Annotated in this window: 17 protein-coding genes; all 17 read left to right on the top strand. The window is 68.5% G+C overall.

Features of this window, described 5'->3' with window-relative positions:
• Nucleotides 1-66 precede the first annotated feature (66 nt).
• Nucleotides 67-3,723: an NHLP bacteriocin export ABC transporter permease/ATPase subunit gene (locus tag VGK32_18690; GenBank protein HEY3383794.1), complete on the top strand. Its 3,657-nt coding sequence runs from the start codon at nucleotides 67-69 to the stop codon at nucleotides 3,721-3,723.
• Nucleotides 3,724-3,730: 7 nt separating this feature from the next.
• Entirely contained in the window at nucleotides 3,731-4,894 is a 1,164-nt protein-coding gene (locus tag VGK32_18695; GenBank protein ID HEY3383795.1) for a hypothetical protein, read from the top strand.
• 68 nt (nucleotides 4,895-4,962) lie between these two features.
• A complete protein-coding gene (locus VGK32_18700; protein ID HEY3383796.1) occupies nucleotides 4,963-5,730 on the top strand; it encodes a cyclic nucleotide-binding domain-containing protein in 768 nt (255 codons plus the stop codon).
• 112 nt (nucleotides 5,731-5,842) lie between these two features.
• Entirely contained in the window at nucleotides 5,843-6,937 is a 1,095-nt protein-coding gene (locus VGK32_18705) for an FHA domain-containing protein (protein ID HEY3383797.1), read from the top strand.
• Between the two features lie 3 nt (nucleotides 6,938-6,940).
• The gene (locus VGK32_18710; GenBank protein ID HEY3383798.1) at nucleotides 6,941-7,567 is read left to right on the top strand and encodes an STAS domain-containing protein; all 627 of its coding nucleotides are present in this window, start codon (nucleotides 6,941-6,943) and stop codon (nucleotides 7,565-7,567) included.
• A 79-nt stretch (nucleotides 7,568-7,646) separates the two neighbouring features.
• Nucleotides 7,647-8,414, top strand: a complete 768-nt coding sequence (locus tag VGK32_18715) for a PP2C family serine/threonine-protein phosphatase (GenBank protein HEY3383799.1) — start codon at nucleotides 7,647-7,649, stop codon at nucleotides 8,412-8,414.
• The gene (locus VGK32_18720) at nucleotides 8,411-10,744 is read left to right on the top strand and encodes a serine/threonine-protein kinase (protein HEY3383800.1); all 2,334 of its coding nucleotides are present in this window, start codon (nucleotides 8,411-8,413) and stop codon (nucleotides 10,742-10,744) included. The genes VGK32_18715 and VGK32_18720 overlap by 4 nt, the downstream gene beginning before the upstream one ends.
• Before the next feature lie 35 nt (nucleotides 10,745-10,779).
• Nucleotides 10,780-11,712 carry an FHA domain-containing protein gene (locus tag VGK32_18725; protein HEY3383801.1) on the top strand — a complete coding sequence of 311 codons (933 nt, stop codon included), beginning with the start codon at nucleotides 10,780-10,782 and terminating at the stop codon, nucleotides 11,710-11,712.
• Nucleotides 11,713-11,773: 61 nt separating this feature from the next.
• Nucleotides 11,774-13,435 (top strand): FHA domain-containing protein, encoded by a 1,662-nt coding sequence (locus VGK32_18730; protein HEY3383802.1) that lies wholly within the window; start codon nucleotides 11,774-11,776, stop codon nucleotides 13,433-13,435.
• A 53-nt stretch (nucleotides 13,436-13,488) separates the two neighbouring features.
• Nucleotides 13,489-14,070: a hypothetical protein gene (locus VGK32_18735; protein ID HEY3383803.1), complete on the top strand. Its 582-nt coding sequence runs from the start codon at nucleotides 13,489-13,491 to the stop codon at nucleotides 14,068-14,070.
• 64 nt (nucleotides 14,071-14,134) lie between these two features.
• Complete coding sequence (locus VGK32_18740) at nucleotides 14,135-15,913, top strand: serine/threonine-protein kinase (protein ID HEY3383804.1); 1,779 nt, start codon at nucleotides 14,135-14,137, stop codon at nucleotides 15,911-15,913.
• Between the two features lie 7 nt (nucleotides 15,914-15,920).
• Nucleotides 15,921-17,411, top strand: a complete 1,491-nt coding sequence (locus tag VGK32_18745) for a tetratricopeptide repeat protein (protein HEY3383805.1) — start codon at nucleotides 15,921-15,923, stop codon at nucleotides 17,409-17,411.
• A complete protein-coding gene (locus tag VGK32_18750) occupies nucleotides 17,408-19,579 on the top strand; it encodes a hypothetical protein (GenBank protein HEY3383806.1) in 2,172 nt (723 codons plus the stop codon). Before VGK32_18745 ends, VGK32_18750 begins: the two co-directional genes overlap by 4 nt.
• 458 nt (nucleotides 19,580-20,037) lie before the next feature.
• Complete coding sequence (gene rpsL, locus VGK32_18755) at nucleotides 20,038-20,412, top strand: 30S ribosomal protein S12 (protein HEY3383807.1); 375 nt, start codon at nucleotides 20,038-20,040, stop codon at nucleotides 20,410-20,412.
• Nucleotides 20,413-20,529: 117 nt separating this feature from the next.
• A complete protein-coding gene (rpsG, locus tag VGK32_18760) occupies nucleotides 20,530-21,003 on the top strand; it encodes a 30S ribosomal protein S7 (protein ID HEY3383808.1) in 474 nt (157 codons plus the stop codon).
• Nucleotides 21,004-21,011: 8 nt separating this feature from the next.
• A complete protein-coding gene (gene fusA, locus VGK32_18765) occupies nucleotides 21,012-23,117 on the top strand; it encodes an elongation factor G (protein HEY3383809.1) in 2,106 nt (701 codons plus the stop codon).
• A 16-nt stretch (nucleotides 23,118-23,133) separates the two neighbouring features.
• The coding region (locus VGK32_18770; GenBank protein HEY3383810.1) for a GTP-binding protein at nucleotides 23,134-23,274 on the top strand (141 nt) is incomplete at its 3' end.

Raw genomic sequence — 23,274 nt, forward strand, 5'->3', positions numbered from 1 at the left:
CCAGAGCCCAGAGCCAACGATGGAGTAACCGCCATTTCCGTCACACAGGAACGCCTCCTTCGCATCGTGTCGTCCCCGCAGCCCGGGCGGGAAGGGTGGGAACTGCCCATTGGGCGCGACGGCGTCACGATCGGGCGGGCCGACGACTGCACCGTCGCGTTGGCCGACGGGCAGGTGTCGCGCCGGCACGCGCGCATCGAGTCGCGCCCGGACGGCGTGTTCCTGATCGACAATCAGAGCGGCAACGGCACCTGGGTCGGCGACGCGCAGGTGTCCGAGGTGCGTCTGGCGCACGGCACCCGGTTCCGCATCGGCGATACGGTGTTCGAGTTCGTGGCGCCGCCGCCTCTTGTTGAAGAACAAACGCTCGTCATCAGCCTGCCGGCGCAGCCCCCCATTCCGGTGGTTCCCGAGACCCACGCGCGCGAGTTCATCGTCAAGGTCGTGGCCTCCAAGGGTGGCGAGGCCGTGGGCGCCGAGTACCGCGTGACGGGCACGGCGACCATCGGGCGTGGCGACGACTGTGCGGTGGCGATCAAGGACAACAGTGCCTCTCGCCGCCACGCGACCGTCGAGGCGCTGGAGGACGGCCGCTTCCGCATCGTCGACGCGAGCAGCGTCAACGGCCTGTGGATGGGAGAGCGGCGCGTGAAGGACGAAGTGATCGACGCGGGGCAGCAGTTCCGCGTCGGCAATACGTTCTTCGAATGCCAGCTCCCGGCGGCACCGACGCCCGAGTCCGAAGGCACGATGATGATGGCGGACCTCGGCTCGCTGATGGCCAAGGTGGCCCAGCAGCGGATCGAGGACGCGGGAGAAGTGGTGTCGATTGCCGGCAACCAGGCGATCCTGCTCGACGATCAGCGCGTTGCCTACTACGTCGTCTCCGGCAAGGCCGAGGTGTTCACCGTCCAGGTCAAGGACGGGAAGCCGTTCGGCGCCCGCAGTCACTTCCTGACCGTCGATCACGGCGAGGCGTTCTTCGGCGTGACCCAGAGTTTCTCGGAGGATGGTTTCCTCGCCACCTCCAAGAGTGGTGTCGACATCCGGCGGATACCGCGCGAGGAACTGACCCGGCTCGCCGCCGAGGATGCGGACCTCGCCGCGCAGGTGGCCAAGCTGGTTGACGGCTGGGTGTCGGGCCTGTCCACCCGGCTCACGCGCGACATTTCGTCCAGGCCGTTCGCCGACGTCACGCTGCAGGCCGGCGCCCAGGCGTCGGTCGCGGCCGGGAATCGCGCGCGTCCGGGCGAAGGCGTGGCCTGGGTCCCGGCCGAACCCGACCGCCTGCTCTTCATCGGCCTCTCCACGCTCTCGCCGGACGAGACCGTCCTGTTCCCGCTCGGCGCCTCCACGTGGATCGAACTGGCGGGCGAGGAAGCCGAGACCATGGCCGTGACGCCGGTTTCGACGACCGCCTTGCTGGTCAATCCGGCGCTGTGGACCGGCCTCGACTACTTCCACCAGGTGCTGTGCGAGTGCGAGTTCATCAACAAGCGCCTCGCCCTGCTGGACGAATACGACCGCATCGGCCGAAAGAGCGACGAGTCGGATCGGGCGCGCAGCGACGCGATCGACGCGATCGGCGCCGTGCTCGCCGGCAAGCACACCGAGCCGAGCAGTCTGTCGAGGGTCGGCGGCGGCCAGCCGCTGGTCGAGGCGTGCCGGCTCATTGGCGATTGGCTGGGGGTCAAGATCGTCAACCCGGCCGGGGGAACTGCCGAGCGGTCGTTCGAGGATCACCTGAACGCGATCGCGAGCCACTCGCGGTTCCGCACGCGCCGGATCGCGCTCAAGGGCGAATGGTGGAGTTCGGACGCGGGCCCGTTCCTGGCCGCGCTCGACCAGGGCGGGGCGCCGATCGCCGTCATCCCGCGCCGGGCGGGTGGGTACGAGTGCATCGATCCGACGGCGAAGACGCGTCAGACCGTGACGGCCGAGGTGGCCGCGACGTTGGCGCCGTTCGGCTACTGCTTCTATCGGCCGTTCCCGTCGGGCGAACTCACGGGCAAGGCGCTCGTGAGGTTCGGGGCGAGGGGGTTGGCCTCCGACTTCCGCGTGCTGCTGGCCATGGGCGTGGTGACGGGCATCTTCGGTGCTGCGGCGCCGTACCTGACCGGCCAGATGATCGACAACGCGATCCCGCAGAGCAACGGACCGCTGCTGCTGCAACTCGGCCTCGGCATGCTGCTCGCGACCTTGGCGACCGCCGCGTTCAAGGTCACGCAGAGCTACGCCGTCGTGCGCGTGCAGAGCAAGATGGACTACACGCTGCAGGCTGCGCTCTGGGACCGGCTGCTGGACCTCCCGTCGGTGTTCTTCCGGCAGTACGGCGCGGGCGACCTCGCCGAGCGGGCGGGCGGCATCGACACGATCCGCGGCGTCGTGTCGAGGTCGGGCGTCACCGGCGTGCTCGGATCGATCAGTTCGGTGGCCTACCTCGTCCTCATGGCCACCTACAGCTTCAAGCTGACGATGATCGCGATGGTGATCACGCTGGTGATCGTCGGCATGACCACCGCGGGCAATTACTGGCAACTCCGCTACCAGCGGGTCGAGAGCACGCAACGCGGCGCGATCTCGACGCTCGTCCTCCAGTTGATTGCCGGCATCGCGAAGGTGCGCGTCTGCGCCGCGGAGAATCACGCGTTCAAGGTGTGGGCGCAGAAGTTCTCGATGCAGAAGCGGACGGGATTCTCGATCGGCACCGTCACGAACGTCGTCGGCACCGCCAGTTCGTCGTTCAACATCCTGTCGTCACTGGGGATCTTCGCCGCGCTCTACTACTTCAAGCTGTCCGCGCAGCCCGGCGAACCGCCGCCCTTCACGACCGGCGAGTTCATCGCGTTCAACGGCGCGTTCGGGTCGTTCATCACCGCTGTGCAGTCGCTCAGTGACGCGTCGCTGGCGCTTCTCAAGGCCGTCCCGGTGTTCGAGCGCCTCAAGCCGATCATCACGACGCCGCCGGAGACCGACGAGACGAAGTCGACGCCGGCGCGGCTGCGCGGCGAGATCTCCGTCTCGCGGCTGCACTTCAAGTACGTGCAGGACAGCCCCTGGATTCTCAAGGACGTCTCGTTCAAGATCAAGCCCGGCGAGTTCATCGCCTTCGTCGGCGGATCGGGCTGCGGCAAGTCCACGCTGCTGCGCCTGCTCCTCGGGTTCGAGAAGCCGCAACTCGGCGCGATCTACTACGACGGACAGGACCTGTCGAGCCTCGACAGCCGCGCGGTCCGCCAGCAACTCGGCGTCGTCCTGCAGGAGAGCCGGCTGCTGCCCACCGACATCTTCCGCAACATCGTCGGCACCTCGTCGCGCACGATGGCCGACGCGTGGGACGCCGCGACGATGGCGGGGCTGGGGGACGACATCAAAGCCATGCCCATGGGCATGCACACGGTGGTGTCGGAGGGCGGCGGCACGTTCTCCGGCGGCCAGCGGCAGCGCCTCCTCATCGCACGCGCCCTGGTGAACCGTCCGCGAGTCATCTTCTTCGACGAGGCGACGAGCGCGCTCGACAACAAGGCCCAGAAGCAGGTGACCGACAGCATGGACCGGATGGACGCGACGCGCATCGTCATCGCGCACCGCTTGAGCACGATCGTCAACGCCAGCCGGATCTTCTACTTCGAGGGCGGCGAGATCCGCGAACAGGGCACCTACGCCGAGCTGATGGCGAAGAACGGGCTGTTCGCGCTACTCGCCAAGCGCCAGATCGTCTGAGGTGGCCATGGACCGCAGCTCCCTGTCCGTCCGCCAGGACGTGCTCCGCGCGTGTGGAGCGACCGCGGCAGACATGGACGAGATCCTCGCCTACACCAGCAATCCCTTCGACCTCTCGCGGCTGGACGTGGCCGCGCTTCCGCTGGCCGACGAACCCCACCTCGAGGCGTGGGACGAGTACAGCCGCGAGGCGCGGTCGGACGGCGTGTTTCGCGCGTTGACCGGGCGCCTGGTGCAGTTCCGGTTTCCAATCGAAGCGGGGATCAGCCAGACCGACGCCTATCGCGCGGCCACCCGGCGCGGCGTGGCGCCGGATCCCGATGCGCCGGGCCTCGTGCTCGAGCATCCGGAGTTGCTCGAGTTGACGCTGCACCCGACGCTGGCCGGGCGCATTCCCGTGTTGACGACCGGGAGCCGGACGGACTTCGTGTCGCTCGTCCGCGCCTGCTCGGCCCGCAACGAACCCGAGCCCGTTCCCAATTCGATGGGCGCCTGCATCGTCAACGGACTGAACAACTGGGACCGCGTCGGGCGCTACCGCCGCGCACTCGAGGCAGACCGCGGCGCGTTGTTCGACGAGGCGTCGTGGGGCGAGGCGTTCCGCGCGCTCGTCCCGCAGAAGGGCCTGTATCAGGACCGGTTCATCATCCTCAGCCGCTCTCCCTACAGCGCCGTGGCCGCGGCGGACGTCGGCATGGACGACGACGAGTGGCGCGCGCGGTCGGTCGTCATCCGACGCGACCACGAGTGCACGCACTATTTCACGCTGCGGGCGTTCGGCGTCATGCGCAACAACCTCCTCGACGAATTCATCGCCGACTTCGCCGGGATCGTCGCGGCGTTCGGCCGGTACGATGCGCGGCTGGCGCTCCGGTTCCTGGGCCTCGAGTCGTTCCCCGCGTACCGGCCCGGCGGCCGATTCGAGAACTACCTCGGCGCCCCGCCCCTCTCCGCCCGTGCCGCCGACGCGATGAAGGCCGTCGTCGTTCGCGCGGCCCGCCAACTGGAAGGCCTCACGACGAACCTCGATCTCTCGACGCCGGGCTCCGCCTCGCGCCTCGTCGTCGCGCTCGCCGGCCTGACGCTGGAGGAGGTGGCGCACGGCATGCCTTCCCTTGACGGAGTCGCCCCCATCGAGTACCGTTCGGCTGACTCAGATTGCACCGGGTGAGCGGCTGACAGTCCGGGGCTCCGGCCGCCCGAGCGGCGGCGGCCCCGCCTTTGGAGCAGCGAGTCCCAATGCCCGACCGTGCTTCGACGCGGACCGACCCACTGCCCGTCGTCTCGATATCGGAAGGCGCACGCGTCTTTCGCACGGGCGACCAGGCGGATGCCTTTTTCATCATCCAATCCGGCGAAGTGGAACTGCTGCGTGCGAGTGACGACGGCCAGGAGCGCCTGGCGCTGCTCGGAGCCGGTGAACTGTTCGGCGAGGACGCGGTGGTCGAGGGACAGACCCGCACCTGCGATGCCCGCGCGATCGTCGCGGTCACGCTGCTCCGCCTCGAGCCTGCCGTCTTCACCGACCTCATTCGTGTGAGACCGGACGTCGCGACGCGGGTCATCGGCCGCCTCGGGGCGCGCCTGAACGATGCGAGAGCGGCGTGTCTGGCGATGGCGCGGCCCGTCGCGCGACCTGCGGCCACGATGGCTGGCGCCGCTGCGCCGCCACCACCACCTCCTGCCATCGTGTCGCCCCGATTGGTCCATGTCGACACGGGTCGGCAGTTCGCCCTGCCCGCCGACGCGCTCGTTGGCCGGGCCGATCCCCGGACGAAGTTTCAGCCGGACATCGAGCTTTCGGCGATGGACACTCATCGCTCGCTCAGCCGGCGCCACGCCCGCATCACACGACAGCCAGACGGGTTCTTCATCGTCGAGGAGCCGCGGGTCGCCAACGGCACCTTTCTCAACGGGCGTCGGCTGACGCCCGGGGTGGCGACCGCGATGACGGATGGGGACGAGGTGTGTTTCGGGTTGATCAAGACGGTGTTCCGGGCGAGTTGAGAAGAGCCGACTGGCGGGCATGCAGGCCCGCCGCCCTCGAGTGGGCTTCACGCGGGCGAATCACACACCAGAGGCGGGCCAGAAGCGGCGAGCCGACGGCCCGATGGAGATCATGGCCGACGATCTGAACAGCATCGACGTGTCGAACCTGGAAGGCCTCGCCAAGCTGGAAACGGATCAGCGCGGCCTGCGTGCGCTGTCCGAGAAGGCGGCGTGGCACCGGGACAAGGTGGTCGAGGTCTATTCGAGGGTGGTGCGCGACTACGAGGCTCGCATTCGTGCCCTCGACGAACAGGCGGCTGCCCTGCGGGAGAAGGTTCGCGAGGATCTCGGCCGGCTGGAGCGGTTGTACGCCGCGAGCCGGGAGGCGATGGACCGGGCGCGCGTCGAGTTGCAGGAAAGTGAGTTCCGGTTCGAGATCGGGGAGTTCACGCGAGAGGAGTTCCAGAAGCGCCAGCAGGCCGCCGATCAGGCGATCGCCGAATGCCAGCAGGAGTTCGACGCCATCGGCAAGATGCGGGCACGCTACCTGGAGATCGTCCCCGCAACGCCCGAACCGGTGACTCCGCCGACTCCCGTGCCCGTGCCGGCACCGAACGTGAGTCAGGCGTCTTTGGCGCCGCTGCCGGGCCCGCCGCTGGCGACACCTCCGGCAGTACCGACGCCCGTCGACGCGCCGGCGCCCTGGCAGGCCGCAGCACCCGCGGTCGCGGAGGCCCCGATGACCGTGGTGCCGGTTCCGGCCAGCCGTGAAGGTGAGACGAGCTTCATGCCGCCGCCATCGACGTCCGCCTTCAACACGCCGCTCCCGGTTGCGCCCGGCGTCGATCCCGGCGCCACGCAGTTCGTCGGCCTGCCGCCGGCCCCGGGCAGGCCGCCCGCGCCAGTGCCGGGCGAACCGTTCGGGACGATCGCCGTGACCCAGGCCATGCTCGTCGAGGACCGCGGGGGGCTGCCGGGCGCGCATCACAAGCTCGGCCTCCTGACGACCATTGGGCGGACGCCGGACAACCAGATCGTGGTGCCGGTTCGTGAAGTGTCGCGCAAGCACGCCGAGATCGCGTTGAACGAGGGAGGCTACTTCCTGAAGGACCTCGGATCGCCGAACGGGACGTTCGTGAACGGCCAGCGCGTCACCGAGCAGCGGCTCGAGGACGGCGATCGGATCGGCCTGGGTGGACAGGTCTTCGTGTTCAAGGCGCGATAAGACATGGAGATTCGCGAGGCACACGAAGGCGACGTGCTGGTGCTGGCGCCAGAGGGCAGCCTGACGAGTCCCGAGGACTGCTCGCCGCTCGAGAAGCGCATGGGGGTGGCCGTCAAGCAGGGCACCCGCTACGTGGTCCTGGACTGCGGCAATGTGTCGCAGATGACGGCGAACGCCATCCGGACGCTGCTGCCCGCCTCGCGGAAGCTCGGGCGCTTGAAGGGGCGCATCGTCCTGTGCGGGATGAGCGCGAAGCTGCAGAAGGCCTTCGCGATTTCCGGCTTCGACCGGGACTTCACGGTCGTTCCGACGCGGCAGGAGGCGGTGGCGCGAGCGCTCGAGCCGGTCGCGGCCGCTCCGTCGAAGCGTCCCGCCTCCGTGCCGGTCTCGGCCGGGCCGGCCGCGCCTGAGCCGCCCCTCCCCCCGCCTCCATCTCCGCCGCCGCCGGCTCCAGAAGTTGCTCCTCAGGCGCCCGATCCGCGCCTCGACATCGCCGACGCGCTGCTGCAGGCGCTCGGGGTCGAAGGACGTCTCAGGGCGGCCCCTCCCGTTCCCGGCGCAGCGACGCTGGCGGATGCCGACGCCGTCGCCGCGGTCGTGCTCGGCGCGCTGGCCGCGCGCTCGTCCTGAATGCCGGTACCCGTCGTTCGCCTTTGTAGTAGACTCCGGGCAAGCCGACCGAACTCTGTCACTGGCACATGGTGTCCTCATGATGGAAGCCTTCGGGATTTCGGATCCAGGCCGCGTGCGGAAGGGCAACGAGGACAGTTACGTCTGCAACGAGTTGTTGCAGCTGTTCGTCGTTGCGGACGGAATGGGTGGCCATTCGGCCGGGGAAGTCGCGTCGCGACTCGCCATCGAGGCCGTCGAGGGATTCATCCGCCGGTCTCATGACGACTCCGACTTCTCATGGCCCTACGGGGTCGATCCCCAGCTGTCGCTCGGGGGCAATCGCCTCCGGACCGCCGTCCATCTCGCCAACCGGCGTGTCTTCCGCGCCGCCGAGAGTTGCGACGACTACACGGGGATGGGTACCACGCTCACGGCGGTGCTCATCACCGGCGATCGGCTGGCCTACGGGCACGTCGGAGACAGCCGGCTCTACACACTGAACGGCGAGGGCTTCCGCCAGATCACGCACGACGATTCGTGGGTGGCGACCATTCTCGCCAACGATCCGAACATCACGCCCGCCGAGCTGGCGCGTCACCCGATGCGCCACGTCCTCACCAACGTGCTCGGAGCGCGCGAGCAGGTGGAGGTCCAGCTCGCCGAGTTCCACCTCGCGCCTGGCGCGGTGTTCCTGCTCTGCAGCGACGGCCTGCACGGCATGGTGAACGACGCGGGCCTCGAGCGGATCCTGCGGGAGGGCGGACCTCTCGACGCCATGGGACGACGGCTGATCACCGCGGCCCTCGAGGGCGGCGGCCACGACAATGTCACGGCGGTGTTGATCCGGACAGCCGCAGAGCCATGACCCCAGGGGCCGGAGTCGGGCCACAGCCCGAGCGGATCGGGCGCTACAGAATCCTCCAGCGCATCGGGAAGGGTGCGATGGGGATCGTGTATAGCGCGCACGACGAGGTCATGGACCGCGTCGTCGCCGTCAAGGTCCTGATGGCGGACCTCGAGGCCGAACCCGACACCCGTGCCCGTTTCTACCGCGAAGCCCAGTCCGCCGGCCGCCTCCTCCATCCCAACATCATCACGATCTTCGACATGGGCGAGGAGGAGGGCCGCATCTTCATCGTCATGGAACTGTTGAAGGGTGACACGCTGGCGGAGTTCCTCAGACGGCCAGGCGGGGTCCCGCTCGAACAGAAGGTCGCGCTGATGGTCCAGGCCTGCGAGGGGCTGGGCTCCGCACACGCGCACGGCATCTTCCACCGCGACATCAAGCCGGGCAACCTCTTCGTGCTGCAGGACGGGACGCTCAAGGTCCTCGACTTCGGCGTGGCTCGCCTGGCGAGTTCGACGATGACGGCGAGCGGGTTCATCATCGGGACGCCGGACTACATGTCGCCCGAGCAGGCGCGCGGTCGTGAAATCGACCAGCGGTCCGACATCTTCTCCGCCGCCGGTGTCTTCTACTACATGCTCACGGGGCGCAAGCCGTTCGCGGCCCCGGACCTGCCGTCGGTGCTGCGCCGGGTGCAGATGGAGGATCCCGAGCCGCTTCCCGACGGAGACGTGCCGCAAGCGCTGGCGCGCGTGGTGATGAAGTCGCTCGCAAAGGATCCGGCGCTCCGACACCAGTGGATGGCGGAGTTCAGCGCCGACCTGACGAAAGTACGCAGGTACTACGAGGCAGAGACGCGTCAGATCGCGGTGACTGCCCACGATCGCTACGAATCGATCAGCAACCTGCTGCACGAACGGGCGGCGCTCGCCGGGTGGCTGGGCCTGCCGGTACCCGAAGACGAGCCCGAAGCCGCCAGGCGGCTGCGCGATGAGCACGCGTCGTTCGTGGAGCAGCGACACGATTCCCTGCTCCTCGTACCCTTCACCCGACCGCACATCGCGGAGATCGCGGCGTCGCTCTGCGCCGAGCACCAGCCGCTCTCCCGTGAGGTGGCCCGCCTGCGGGAGGTGCGCACGGTCGTCGATGCGGCGGTTCAGGCCCTGGCCGCCGGACGGGTGGACGAGGCCCGGCAGCGCCTCGAACAGATCGAGCCGGTGTTCGCCGACGCACCGCGCGTCGTCGAGGAGCGTGAACGCTGCCAGGCTGCGGCAATCGAGTTGGAGGCGCGCCAGGCACGGATGGCCGCCCTCATCGGCGAGATCCAGAGTGCGCTCGCGGTTTCCAACTGGTCGGTCGCCGTGGCGTTGTGCGACCAGGCCCTGGCGATTGAGCCGCAGGCGAGCCACGTCATCGCAATGCGCGTCCGAGCCAGGGACGCGGAAGACAGAGAAGCCCGGCAGCGCGAGCGCGACCAGCAGCGTGCCGCGGACCGCGCACGCCGCGCCATCGACGAGCGGAGATTCGATGCCGCCGAGCAGGAGCTCGCCCTGGCGCGTCAACTGGAAGCCCCGCACGATCGGACGGCGCCGCTCGCACAACTGCTGAGCGAGGCACGGGAGGCGGCGGTAGCCGAGGCGGCTCGGGCCCAACGTGCCGCCGAGACGCTCGCGACCGCGCGGGCACACTTTCAGGCCGGCCGGCGCGACGAGGCGATCGCGACGCTCGAAGCGTCTCTCGATGTCGAACCGGATGCGCCCGGTGTCCGCAGCGAACTCGGCCACCTGCGAGCCGAGGCGCGGCGTCGCGCAGAGGCGGAGCAGCGACACGCCGAGGCTGGCGCCCATTCAGCGCGCGCGGCCCTCGCGCTCGAGGCGGGCGACCATGCCACCGCCTCCCGTGAGGCGGACGATGCGCTCGCAGCCGAGCCAGGACACGCCGAGGCGGCGAGGATCCGGGCGGTCGCCCGGGCCACGATCCGCGAACGCGAGCGCCAGGAGCGCGAACGCCTCCGCCGGCGCGAACAGGATCTCAGGTCGGCTCGCCAGGCGCTGCGCGTGGAGAATGTATCCGAGTCGGAAGCCACCGTGGCCAGGATCCTCGCCGAGGATCCACACAATCGCGCCGCGCTCGATCTCGTTGCTGAGATTGCGGGCGTCCGCTCGAGGCTGGACGCGGTGGCACGGGAGAAGGAAGACGACACGGTGGCCATGGCGGCCCCGGTCGGCGTCGATGACGACGACACGGTGAGGATGTTGCGTGCGGAGGCCGAGGGCGACAAGTTGGTGAGCCGCATCGGCCAGCGCCTGCGGGGCATCCTGACCAAACGAGGGTCCGGTGCACCGTGAGTGCGGCGGCAAACCATGATGAAGAGTAGATCGGCGTGAACTACATACTGAGAATCAAGGACGGGCGGAGCGAGCACGAGCGACTCCTCGTGGGCGTCCTCTCCGTGGGACGCGATCCCCGATGCGACATCAGCGACGCCGACCCGTTGTTGTCGCGTCGTCATGCGGAGTTCACGGACAGCCTGCAGGGCGTGGAGGTGCGCGACCTCGGAAGCCGCAACGGTCTGCTCGTCAACGGCAAACGCCAGACCGATGCCCTGCTGCGACCCGGAGACGTGGTGCAGATCGCCCACCTGGCAATCACCGTCCTCTCGGCGGCGAGCGCGGGGCCGGCACCGGCCGAGGTCGCCCCGTCGGACCCCCGGGCGGAACAGACAGTGGGCGAACGTCGGGCGCCATCGTCGTGGTCGGTGCAGGTGCAACACGACGACCGAACGAATTTCGTGCCGTCACCGGCGTTGAAGGCTCTGTCCATGACCCCGCTGCCCGCGCCCGGTCCCGCGATCGCGGGCGACGGGGAGGAGGACATCCCCACGCTGGTGCCGGGCCGTGTGACGGCGATCGCCGCGCCGGCCATCGTAGAACAGGAGATTCCGACCGTAGGTGACGCGCCACCGGGCGCGGTCGCGGTCGACGAGAGCAGCGTGGCGACGCCCGACGCAAGTGGCACGTCCACCCAGGATTCGGGCGCCCCGGCCCCGAGTGAACCGGCCGTGGACGCCCCGATCGCCGCACCCGTGCCGCGCGACGTGCGGATCGTCCGCTCCGTGGACCTGCTGGTGCTGACGTCACTTCTGAGCTTCGGCTTGGGCGTCGCGGCCGTGATGGCCTGGCAGGCTCTGCCCGGGACGCTTGCCGGGACGGCCGTGGCGTGGGCGGCGTCGGCTGGCGCCCTGGTGACAGCTCTCGGCTGCGCATTGCTGGCCGTGCGAGGGATTCGGCGGCGGATGAGGAGAATCGGCGGATAATGTTGAGGCTGCAACTCGTTCGGCCGGCCTGCCGGCCGCCATTGACGCGAGGGAAGGTACCGTGCCCAGACTGGCGATCTATCGCGGAGAGACGTTCGATCGGGAGGTGGAGCTTGGGCAGGGGAGTGCGCGGATTGGTCGCGGCGATCAGAATGAGATTGCGCTGCCGGATCCAGCGAAGTCCGTTTCCCGCTTCCACGCCGAGTTGCGTTTCGAACAGGGCCGCTACGTCATCGTCGATCTGAACAGCCAGAACGGGACGTGGGTGGCGGGACGACGCGTGCAGCAGGCCCTGCTCGAGCCAGGCGTGCCGGTGATCCTCGGCACCTTTCGGCTGGTGCTCGTTCCCGACCCGGTACCGGAAGCGTCCGACGCGGGCGAAGCCACCATCGTCAGGCCCGGGCCACCCCGGAAAATGCCGGACGCGGCCTCCGCGGCCACGGCGATCTCGCCCGGCCGGGTCGTCACACCGCCCGAGCCGCCCGCATCCGCGGCGACCCTGATCGTCGCAAAGGCGCCGCTTCCCCCGCCCGCGGCGCCCAAGCCGCCCGAGCCGCCGGTGAAGCCAGCGGCGGAGAAGCCGCCCGTCGTCTCCGCTCCCGCGCCGTCCGCAGCGCCGAAAGCTGAGCCTGCCCCAGTGAAGTCGGCGCCCGCGCCTCCGCCGCCAAGCCCAGCGGCCGAGCCGCTTGCACCGCCCAAGGTGGAAGCTCCGCCTTCGAAGCCCGTGCCGCCGCCTCCGGCTCAGAAACCGGCGCCCGCGCCGACGCCGCCACCTGCCCCATCCGTGGCAGCCAAGCCCGCGCCGCCGGCCACGCCTGCGGCTTCCGCGGCGAAGCCTGCAGCGCCGGCGCCAAAGCCTGCGGCCCCCGCACCGAAGCCCAAGGCCGCCGGCAGGGGAGTGCCCAAAGTCGTGTTGTTCGGCGGGTTCACGGTGCTCGCGCTGGCCGTCGTCGCGGGTGTGATGTACTTCTGGCCGCTCCCGGCAAAACCGACAGAGACGGGGCCCGCGCCGGTCGAGCAGAAGGCGCCGGGCGCTCCTGAGCCAACCGCCCAGAAGCCGCCGGAGGCTGCGCCGGCAGCAGGACAACAGCCCGCGCCGCAGACGCCGCCCGTGCAATCGGCGGTCGAGAAGCCGCCCGCACCAGCCGGCGCCGGGGACAAGCCGGCGAGGAAACCGGCAACACCTCCAACCACCGCGCCCGGCGCCCGGAAGCCGGCCGAGCCGGCGGTTGATCCGAAGATCCGGGCGCGCGACCTCCCTGGCCTCTACGCGCAGGCCAAGGCGTCGATGATCAAGGGCGAGTATGCGCCGGCCATTGGCGCGCTCGAGACGATTGTCAAGATCGACCCGAAGTACATGGATGCGGCCGGCATGCTGGACACCGCGCGGGCGGGAATCCGCAACGCGGCGCAGTTGGCCGTCGATGCCGGGAACCGGGCCGAGGCCAGCGGCGATAACTCTGGTGCGCTGAAGCAGTTCGAGAAGGCGCAGCAACTCGACCCGAACGTGAGCGCGGCGGCGGACGGCATCAAGCGTGTGCGCGCTCGGATGGCCGTTGAAGGCGAGGATGCGTTCAAGCGCGCCAAGCAGTACGACGCGCTCGGCCGGGTGTCCGACGCGGTCGGGATGTACGAGAAGGCGATTCAGTTGCTGCCCCCGGACAGCCCGAACGCGAAGACCGCCAGGGAGCGAATCGCGGCGCTCAAATCGGGCGGGGCGTAGCAGGATTCTGGCTCCTGACTTCTGGCTTCTGACTCCTGTTGATGGGGGCATTCATGCTCAGGACGATTGCAGCTCTTTGCGGTACCGTGATGCTGGCCGGGACGCTGGTGGTCGCTCAGACGCCGGCGCCGGCCGCCAAGCCAGCCCCCGACGCGTGGATGGCCCGGACCACCAAGACGCCGTTCCAGACGCAGAAGGCGCCGGACGCAAGTCTGCAGATCGATGTGCCGAAAAAGGACTGGATGGCTCTACCGACCGGTGGAGCAACCGTGCTGATGGTCGCCAGCCGAAAGGGAGACGCGGTGGTGGCCATCGAGCGCTCCACCATGCGGCAGGCACTCGAAGCTGCGGACATCACGGACCTCTTCGCCCAGATTGAAACCGACGCCATCAAGGAGCGTCATCCGAAGGCCACCGACTTCCTGGCAAAGGTCATGGACTCGGGCGAGCGCCGGCTCGTGGCGGTGCAGTTCACGCGGCCGGGAGTGCTTGGCCTCGAGCGCGTTCGCCAGTACTCGATTCCGGTCGGGAAGCAGTTGTATCGCATCACGTGCGTGAGCGCCGCGGCGCAGTTTGCCGCGTACGACCCGCTGTTCTCGCACATGGCTGCGTCGTTCGCGGTGACCGCCGGATAGGGGGCAGGATGGAGGCCGTACTCGGTCAGCGGCCTGACGTGGGCACCAGGGAAAGCAGGGCCAGGTGACGAACCCCTCGAAAATCGGCCGCTACGAAATCATCGAGCGCGTGGGCCGCGGCGGCATGGGTGCCGTCTACCGCGGACGCGATACGATTCTCGATCGCGAGGTGGCCATCAAGGTGATGTCCTCCGATTTCGCTGCGGACGAGACGTCGCGGCCGCGTTTCTATCGCGAGGCCCGCGCGGCTGCCAAGCTCCAGCACCGGAACATCGTCACGATCTTCGAGTTCGGCGAGGAAGACGAAACGCCGTTCATCGTGATGGAGTTCCTGCGCGGCCAGGATCTGTCCAAACGCATGCGCACGGAGCCGCCGCTCACGCTCGAAGAGAAGATCGAGGTCATCGCCGAGTTGTGTACCGGCCTGCACTTCGCTCACGAGCAGGGTGTCATCCATCGCGATGTGAAGCCGGCCAACATCTGGCTGGTGCCCGACGGTTCGGTCAAACTCCTCGACTTCGGCATCGCCAAGTTCGCCTCGTCCACGATGACGAAGCAGGGATCGGTGTTCGGCAGCATTTCCTACATGTCGCCCGAGCAGGTGACCGGCGGCGAAGTGGATGGCCGCGCCGACGTCTTCTCCGCGGGCGTGGTGCTCTACGAGTTGCTCACAGGCAAGAAGCCGTTCGCGGGCGATTCGCCCACCGCCGTGCTCGCGCGGATCATGGACGACGAGCCGGCACCGCTGCAGGACCTCTCGCCCGAGATTCCAAGGCCGTTGATTGCGGCGCTGGCCAAGGCGCTCCAGAAGGACCGTGAGAAGCGGTACCGCCACGCGGCGGATTTCGGGGCCGACCTGCGCCTCGTGCGGTCGGCGATCGCGGCTTCCACCGACGCGATTGCGGCGGAGGTGGATTTCGCCGAGACGATGCTGTCCGACCAGAAGCCGAAGTCCGGCGACATCTCCGCGAATCAGCCGGCCGGCCAGTTCGTGGTCTCGCGGACTGCCAGCCTCCCGATGCCTGAGCCCGCGGCCGAGATCCTGCCGAAGACCGGTGGGCGGACATGGCTCGTGCCGGTCCTCGCCGTGCTGCTGGTGCTCGCCGCGGCCGGCGGGTACCTCGTCTTCGGGCGCGGTCCATCCACTTCGGACGCCGGTGAGAAGTCGACGGTCGCAGCCGCGCAGGTCGCGCTGAAGATCGAATCCGAACCAGCGGGCGTCAGCATCGTGGTGGACAACGTCGACACGGGTCGGGTGACGCCGGCTGAAATCACCGTGGGTCCTGGCCGGCTGCCGACGATACGTCTCGCGCGCGCCGGGAAGCCGCTCGTGGAAGACCGCGTGACCGCTGCCGACGTACGCGCCGGGCGATGGTACCGAAGAGTCGCCGCGGAGCCGGCGCGTCAGCCGGTCCAGACACCCCAGAACCCGCCCGCCGAGTCGAGGACGACCGTGATCGCGCGGGGAAGCTACCCGTTCGAGGTGGTGGACGAGCGGGGACGAACGGTGTCGGCGTCTTCCGATGCTCACCAGTTCTCGGTGGCCGGCCGGCGCACGCTGCGGCTGGTGAACCAGGATCACTTCCTCGATAAGGCCGTGACGGTGGATGGCAGCGGCCGACCGGTGAACGTCGAGGCGCCGGGTCTCGGTACGCTCGATCTGCGCTCGCCGTTCGAGACGTGCCGGGTGATCATCTCGGGTCGCGACCTCGGCGAGCCGCCTGTCACGGTGCAGTTGGCCGAGGGGGGCTACACGGCGCAGATGTCGTGCCCCGATGGCCAGACGCGACGCGCGTCGTTCAGGATTGCGGCAGGGCAGAAGCAGGCAGTCAGGATACAGTGAGCAGGACATGAACAGCGCACGAAGGGTGATCGCGATTGCCGGGTTGGCGCTGGCCGTGCTGGGCGGCGTTGGCTGGGCACAGGACGAGGAGTTCGCACGTCGGCAGTACGAGAGCGGCCTCGCCTTCCTGCGAGATCAGAAGTTTGCCGAGGCGCTCAAGGACTTCCAGTCGGTGGTGGACGCGTACCCGAACAGCCGCGTCGCGTCCGCTGCGCTGCTGCAGATCGCCACCTACCAGCTCGATACCGCCGGTGACGTGGCGGCGGCGCAGGTGGCCATCGACACGATCCAGAAGAAGTACGCGACGTCGGAGAGCGCGCCAATGGCCCTCGTGATGGCCGGGCGCGTCGTGATCGCCAAGGGGCGGACTCCGGCGGAGGTCGAGACGGCGCTGGCGAGTTACGAGCGCGTGTCGCGGCTGTTCCCGGGGGCGGATGCGGTGCCGGCGGCTGTCTACCAGGCTGCCGAGGCGCTGCGCCTGGTTCATCGCGAGGACGAGGCCGCCCTCCGCTATCGCCAGGTGTCCACCGACTACCCACAGTCGGCGTGGGCCCCGCGCGCGCTGCTCGGCGAGGCGCGGTGCCTCGTGATCACGGGCAAGCCCCTCCGTGCGATGGAACTGCTGCAGCGTGTGCGGCAGCGCTTCGGCGCCACCCCGGAGGCCGTCACCGCCGTCTCCTGGAACACCATTCTCTATCGCCTGTACCTGCGCGCGCCGTCGCAGCCGCCGTATGCGTATTCGGGCCGCGCAATCGCCGGCACGGCCGGTAAGATCAAGGACATCGAGATGCTGGCCGTCGACCCGCATGGCACGGTCCTGGCGGCCACCCGGAGCGCGATCATCCCGTTCGACCCGCTGGGCAAACCGCTGCCGCTCATATCGGCGAACGAGTGCCGTGGCGTGACGTTCGACCGGGCCGGCCGACCGGTCGTGTTTCACCGCGGCGGCGTGCTGATGCCGGGCGGAGCGTCGGTCCTGCTGGCCGTTCCCAAGCCCGACGGCTCGCTGCGTGCGTTCGACGAGATTCCGGCCGGCGTCCAGACGTCGCTCGGCGACCTGCTGGTCGCGGACAAGAACGCGAAGACGATCGTGCGATTCGCGGCGGGCGGACGCTACCTCGGGTCGTACGCCACCCTCCTGCCCGCCCGGATGGTGATCGACGACACCGATCGCGTGATCGCACTCGATCAGGACGACAGTGTGGCGATCCTGGAGGCCGACGGGCGGCTGCGGGTGAAGATCCCGGCGCGCGGGCAGGGCTACACATTCGACCGGCCGCTCGACGTGTCCGTCGACGCCTTCGGCCACGTCTACGTGCTCGATCGCGGCCAGGTCTTCGTCTTCACGAACCAGTTGCAGCCGAGACTGCTGTCCTCGTTCAGCGTGCCGGCGAAGATGCCGGGCAACTTCCGCAAGGCGAAGTGCTTCGGCCTCGATGGCGCGGCGCGTTTGTATATCTACGACGACGACGCCGAGAAGATTCAGGTGTACCAATGATGCCCCTTCGACATCGAGCCGTTCTGGTGACGATGGTCCTGGCGGTCCTGGGGACGGCTTCGTGGTCCGCGGCGCAGGTGGCCACGCCCGAATCGCAGTTAGCCGATGCCAAGCGTCTGTTCGACGCCACGAACTACGAGGGTGCTGCGGCGGCGCTCGACACGCTCGTGACCGCTCTCGAACCGCAGTCGGGCAAGGACGCAGCCATCGTGAAGGTCCTGACGATCGCGCTCGAGCTTCGGGCGCGGGCGCGGTTCTTCCTCGGCAACGCGGAGGGGGCCCGGTCGGACTTCCGCGCGCTGTTCAAGCTGTCCCCGGGCTACACGCTGACGACGCAGGTGTCGTCGCGCGTGCGTGCGGTGTTCGATGAGATCCAGAAGACGACGGTGGGGAAGATCGTGCTCAACCTCACGCCCGTCGACGCCGAATTGGCGCTCGACGGGGCGCCGTTCACCGCGGCGCCAGGTTCGATTCCGATCGTCGCCGGCACGCATACGTTGAGCGGCAAGCGCGCCGGATGCCGTTCCGCCGCGCAGTCGTTCACGGTGGCACCGAACGCCACGACCGAGGTGGTGCTGGCGCTCGAGCGGATCTCCGCGTCGCTCGCGCTCGTCACGTCGCCACCGGGAGTGGACGTGCTGGTCGATGGCGTGTCGCGCGGCCGTACCGAGGCCGGTCCCCAGCCTCCACAGTGGGTCGAATCGGTGGCCAAACTGGGGGTGCCGGCGAGCGACGTATCCAAACCGCTCATCCTCGATGACCTCGGTCAGGGCACGCACATGATCGAGTTCCAGCGGGAGTGCCACACGAAGGCCGAGCGCCGGGTGGTCATCGACAAGCCCGCCGACTTCCGCCTCGATCCGGTCAAGATCGAGCGGGCGATCGCGTCGATCTATCTCGACTCGAAGGCGAGCGGCGTGACGGCGCTGCTCGATGGCGCGCCCAAAGGCACCGTGCCGCTCTCGCTGGACGACGTGTGCGAGGGAAGCCACGTCGTCGAACTGCGATCGCCCTGGGGGCGCTACGTCGAGCGCGTGACCACGAAGACGGGCGACAAGCTGACGGTACAGGGGGTGATCAAGCCGGCGGTGGCGCTCCTGTCGGTGACCGGCCTGCCAGAGGGCTACCGGGGCACGGACCTTCGGCTGGACGTCGAGCGCGCGTTGACCGGTGCGAAGTCGATGACCTTCTTCGCCCCGCCCGCGGACAAGGTGCAGCAGGCCATGCGCGCCGAGTCGCTGTCGCCGGGCTGGCTGGCCTTCGACCGGTGGCGTCGTCCGATTCGGCCCGCGGCTGCCGCCATCACGCCGTCGGCGCGGCTCGAAATCTCGAGGAGGCTCGCCAAGACGCTCGAGGTGCAGGGGCTCGCGGAGCTGACGGCACGCCCTGGCGGTGACCGGAACGACTTCTTCCTGACGGTGCTGTCCAGTGAGAGCGCCGAGCCCGACGTGTTCGAACTGACGCTCGACGAGCCGGCGTCGACTGGTGCGGCCGTCACGCGCCTCGATACGCTGCCCGGCATGTATCGTCCAACGTCGGGCCTCACCGTCGTCGATGTGCTCGACGTCACCGGCGGAGTGGTGGTCGGTGTCGAGAACACAGTGGCCGCAGCGGCCGGCTTCGTGGCGGGCGACGTCATCACCGGGATGGGCGATCAGCCCGTGACCGACGGCACCTCCTTCAACACGATGGTCACGCAGCGCAAGGCCAACGACAAGCTGGCCATCACCGGGAAGGACCGGGCTGGCGCACCCAAGCAGGGGGAGTTGATGGTGATGCTCGCGCCGCGGCTGGTGGCGATGAACGACCAGTCGCTGGCGTTCAACGCGCTGGCACTCTCGCTGCGTGCCCAGTTGGCGCCCGGTGGCGGCGATCTCGCCGCCGAACCGGTGACGCGCCTGAACCTCGCGGTTGCGCTGATGCGGCTGGGGAACTGGACTGCCGCGCGGGCCGAGCTCGAGAAGGTCCACCTGACGGCTGGTCCCGGCGTGTCGAACGGGACCGTCCAGTACCTGCTGGGGCTGTGCCACGAGGCGCTCGGCCAGGCGGCCGAGGCCGAAAGGGCCTGGCGTGCAGCCGCGACCGACGCGGACGCGCTGCTCACCGAGGAAGGGCCCTCAATCAAGGAACTGGCGGAACGGAAGCTCGCCGGCGGCGGACGGCAGTAGAGACGAAGGCGCCAGACCCGGGCGCCTTCGAGGGACCTGAGCCCTCCGGGACGCGCCGATTCGGGCGAGTCTCTTGCATTGCGCGAATGACCGTGCTATATTCGTCAGGTTCTCCGGCGCTAGGAAACCCTATCTAGCGTCTGGACCGCGCGAAGCGGGCGGCCAGGACACGAACGTCGCGGTGTCCGGCACCCCTTCCTTTCGAGGTTTTGCTCGTTTTCGTGACGATGCCAAGGCCTGCGGCGTTACAACAATTTCCTATAGGGTAACCGTTCCGGGTGCCAAGCGCCGGCCAGAGAATGCCGGCAGCCGCTTCTAGGCCTGGGACAACGTAAGGCCAGTCTCGCCGAAGCTCGCGTCGCGGGCGCCGGCGGACGGCCGTTCTCGTTGGGGGAGCCGCGAACCATTGTGTTCGCCAGCCGCGAGCGGCGGCAGCGTTTCCCGAGGACGGAGTGACCGTGCCGACTATTAGCCAGCTGGTTCGCAAAGGCCGCGCGAATATCGCGGTCAAGACCAAGAGCCCCGCCCTGCAGGACAACCCGCAGAAGCGCGGTGTGTGCGTGCGCGTGTTCACCCAGACGCCCAAGAAGCCGAATTCGGCCCTCCGCAAGGTCGCCCGCGTCCGGCTCACCAACGGGATCGAGGTCACGACCTATATCCCTGGTGTCGGGCACAACCTGCAGGAGCACTCGCTGGTGCTCATCCGCGGCGGACGCGTCAAGGACCTCCCGGGCGTGCGCTACCACGTGGTGCGCGGAACGCTCGACGCGGTCGGCGTGCAGGGCCGCAAGCAGGGCCGGTCGAAGTACGGCGCCAAGCGGCCGAAGGCGTAGAAGGGGCAGGCCCGGTGCCGGCGACGCCGATGGGTGTCACCGCCGCCGAACGGGCGACCACGAGGGTCGCCCCTACGTGGACCGCGGCCACGATTCTGACTAGCGTAAGAGAGCCATATGCCACGCAGACGAGAGATTGCCAAGCGGGAAATTGCGCCTGATCCGGTCTACAGCAGCGCGCTGGTGACGAAGTTCGTCAACACCGTGATGAACGCCGGCAAGCGGAGCACGGCGGAGCAGATCCTGTACCGCAGCTTCGACATCATCAAGGAGCGGACCGGCGACGACCCGCTCAAGGTGTTCAAGAAGGCGGTCGACAACGTCAAGCCGACGCTCGAGGTCAAGTCCCGCCGCGTGGGCGGCTCGAACTACCAGGTGCCGATCGAGGTCAACCCGAATCGCCGCCTGTCGCTCAGCATTCGCTGGCTCGTCGGCTACGCCCGGTCGCGTGGCGACGGCAAGACGATGGAAGAGAAACTGGCCAACGAGTTCATGGATGCGGCCAATCTTCGCGGCGGCGCCGTGAAGAAGCGTGAGGACACGCACCGCATGGCCGAAGCCAACAAGGCGTTCGCGCACTATCGCTGGTAGTACTGCCGATGCCTCGTTCAGTCCCGCTCGATCGCACTCGGAATATCGGCATCATGGCGCACATCGATGCCGGTAAGACCACCACCACGGAACGGATCCTGTTCTACACCGGGATTACGTACAAGATTGGTGAGGTCCACGAGGGCACGGCCGTCATGGACTGGATGGAGCAGGAGCAGGAACGCGGCATCACGATTACCTCTGCCGCCACTACCTGCCTGTGGCGCGATCACCGCATCAACATCATCGACACGCCCGGCCACGTGGACTTCACGGCGGAAGTCGAGCGGTCGCTGCGCGTGCTCGACGGTGCGGTGGCTGTGTTCGACGCGGTCTCGGGCGTTGAGCCGCAGTCGGAAACGGTCTGGCGCCAGGCCGACAAGTACCGGGTCCCGCGCCTCTGCTTCGTCAACAAGATGGACCGCGTTGGCGCCGACTTCCGTGCCACGCTGGAGCAGATCGAGCGCAAGCTGCAGGCGAACCCGGTCGCGGTTCAGCTCCCGATCGGCTCAGAGGAACACTTCGCCGGCGTCATCGACCTCATCGGCATGCGGGCCATCCGCTACAAGGACGAGACGCTCGGCGCCGAGTACCTCGTCGACGACATCCCCGCCGATCTGCTCGACGAAGCCAAGCACTACCGCGAAATCCTCATCGAGAAAGCCACCGAGACCGACGACGCGCTGCTCGAGAAATACGTGGCCGGCGAGCCGATCAGCGAGGATGAGATTCGCGCGGCCATCCGCACGCGTTCCACCCGGTCGGTCCGCCACGAGAAGCGCCCGTTCGTGCCGGTCATCTGTGGTTCCGCCTTCAAGAACAAGGGCGTGCAGCCGCTGCTCGACGCGGTCGTCGACTTCCTCCCGTCGCCGCTCGACATTCCCGCGGTGATTGGCCTCGACCCGCGCAAGACCGAGGAAGTCCAGGTGGAGCGTCCGGCCGACGACTCGGCGCCGTTCTCCGCGCTGGCGTTCAAGATCATGACCGACCCGTTCGTCGGCCAGTTGGCGTTCATCCGGGTGTACTCCGGCGTGATGTCGTCCGGCTCGATGGTCTACAACGCGACGAAGGGCAAGACCGAGCGTGTTGGCCGCCTCCTCAAGATGCACGCGAACAAGCGCGAGGAGATCAAGGAGGTCTACGCGGGCGACATCGCCGCCGCCGTGGGTCTCCGGAGCGTGACGACGGGCGACACGATCTGCGACGAGAAGAAGCCGGTCGTGCTCGAGTCGATGGTCTTCCCCGAGCCGGTCATCACGCTGGCGATCGAGCCGCGCACCAAGGCCGACCAGGAGAAGCTCGGTCAGGGACTCGGCAAGCTGCAGGCCGAGGACCCGACCTTCCGCGTCCAGACCGACGTCGACACGGGCCAGGTCGTCATCCGCGGCATGGGCGAGCTCCACCTCGAGATCATCGTCGATCGCCTGAAGCGCGAGTTCGGCGTCGAGGCGAGCGTCGGCCGGCCGCAGGTCGCCTACAAGGAAACGCTCACGCAGCCGGCGCAGGCTGAAGGGCGCTACGTGCGCCAGACGGGCGGCCGCGGGCAGTACGGCCACGCGAAGATCCGCCTCACGCCGCGCAAGCCCGGCGAGGGCTTCGAGTTCGTCAACGCGATTGTCGGCGGCGCGATCCCGCGCGAGTACATCAAGCCCGTCGAAGAGGGCATCCGCGAGGCGCTGTCCGCCGGCGTGCTGGCCGGCTATCCCGTCGATGACGTCGGCGTGACCCTGTACGACGGCTCGTACCACGAGGTGGATTCGTCGGAGCTCGCATTCAAGATTGCCGGCTCGATGGCCTTCAAGGAAGCCGCGAAGAAGGCGGGGCCGGTGCTGCTCGAGCCCGTGATGAAGGTCGAGGTGGTGGTGCCCGAGGAATACATGGGCGACATCATGGGCGACCTCAGTGCCCGTCGCGGCCGGATCGTGTCAATGGAAGCGCGCGGTGGCACGCAGATCGTCAACGCGCGAGTGCCACTGTCCGAGATGTTCGGGTACGCCACCGACCTTCGGTCGCGCACCCAGGGTCGTGCCACCTACACGATGCACTTCGAACGCTACGAACAGGCGCCCCAGAACGTGAGCGAGGAAGTCGTCGCACGGATCCAGGGCAGATAAGCGGAGACATACTTCGATGGCGAAAGAAAAATTTGACCGCTCGAAACCGCACGTGAACGTTGGGACGATTGGCCACATCGACCACGGCAAGACCACCTTGACGGCGGCGCTGACGAAGGTGGCGGCGGACAAGGGGTGGGCGAAGTATGTGTCGTAT

Source organism: Vicinamibacterales bacterium (assembly GCA_036504215.1).
Lineage (GTDB): Bacteria > Acidobacteriota > Vicinamibacteria > Vicinamibacterales > Fen-181 > FEN-299.

What these genes read in the sequence shown, in the direction of transcription:
- rpsG (HEY3383808.1), top strand. Translation starts at nt 20,530, where the DNA reads ATGCCACGCAGACGAGAGATTGCCAAGCGGGAAATTGCGCCTGATCCG.
- VGK32_18710 (HEY3383798.1), top strand. Translation starts at nt 6,941, where the DNA reads ATGGAGATTCGCGAGGCACACGAAGGCGACGTGCTGGTGCTGGCGCCA.
- VGK32_18700 (HEY3383796.1), top strand. Translation starts at nt 4,963, where the DNA reads ATGCCCGACCGTGCTTCGACGCGGACCGACCCACTGCCCGTCGTCTCG.
- VGK32_18705 (HEY3383797.1), top strand. Translation starts at nt 5,843, where the DNA reads ATGGCCGACGATCTGAACAGCATCGACGTGTCGAACCTGGAAGGCCTC.
- VGK32_18745 (HEY3383805.1), top strand. Translation starts at nt 15,921, where the DNA reads ATGAACAGCGCACGAAGGGTGATCGCGATTGCCGGGTTGGCGCTGGCC.
- VGK32_18720 (HEY3383800.1), top strand. Translation starts at nt 8,411, where the DNA reads ATGACCCCAGGGGCCGGAGTCGGGCCACAGCCCGAGCGGATCGGGCGC.
- VGK32_18695 (HEY3383795.1), top strand. Translation starts at nt 3,731, where the DNA reads ATGGACCGCAGCTCCCTGTCCGTCCGCCAGGACGTGCTCCGCGCGTGT.
- VGK32_18735 (HEY3383803.1), top strand. Translation starts at nt 13,489, where the DNA reads ATGCTCAGGACGATTGCAGCTCTTTGCGGTACCGTGATGCTGGCCGGG.
- fusA (HEY3383809.1), top strand. Translation starts at nt 21,012, where the DNA reads ATGCCTCGTTCAGTCCCGCTCGATCGCACTCGGAATATCGGCATCATG.
- VGK32_18750 (HEY3383806.1), top strand. Translation starts at nt 17,408, where the DNA reads ATGATGCCCCTTCGACATCGAGCCGTTCTGGTGACGATGGTCCTGGCG.
- VGK32_18715 (HEY3383799.1), top strand. Translation starts at nt 7,647, where the DNA reads ATGATGGAAGCCTTCGGGATTTCGGATCCAGGCCGCGTGCGGAAGGGC.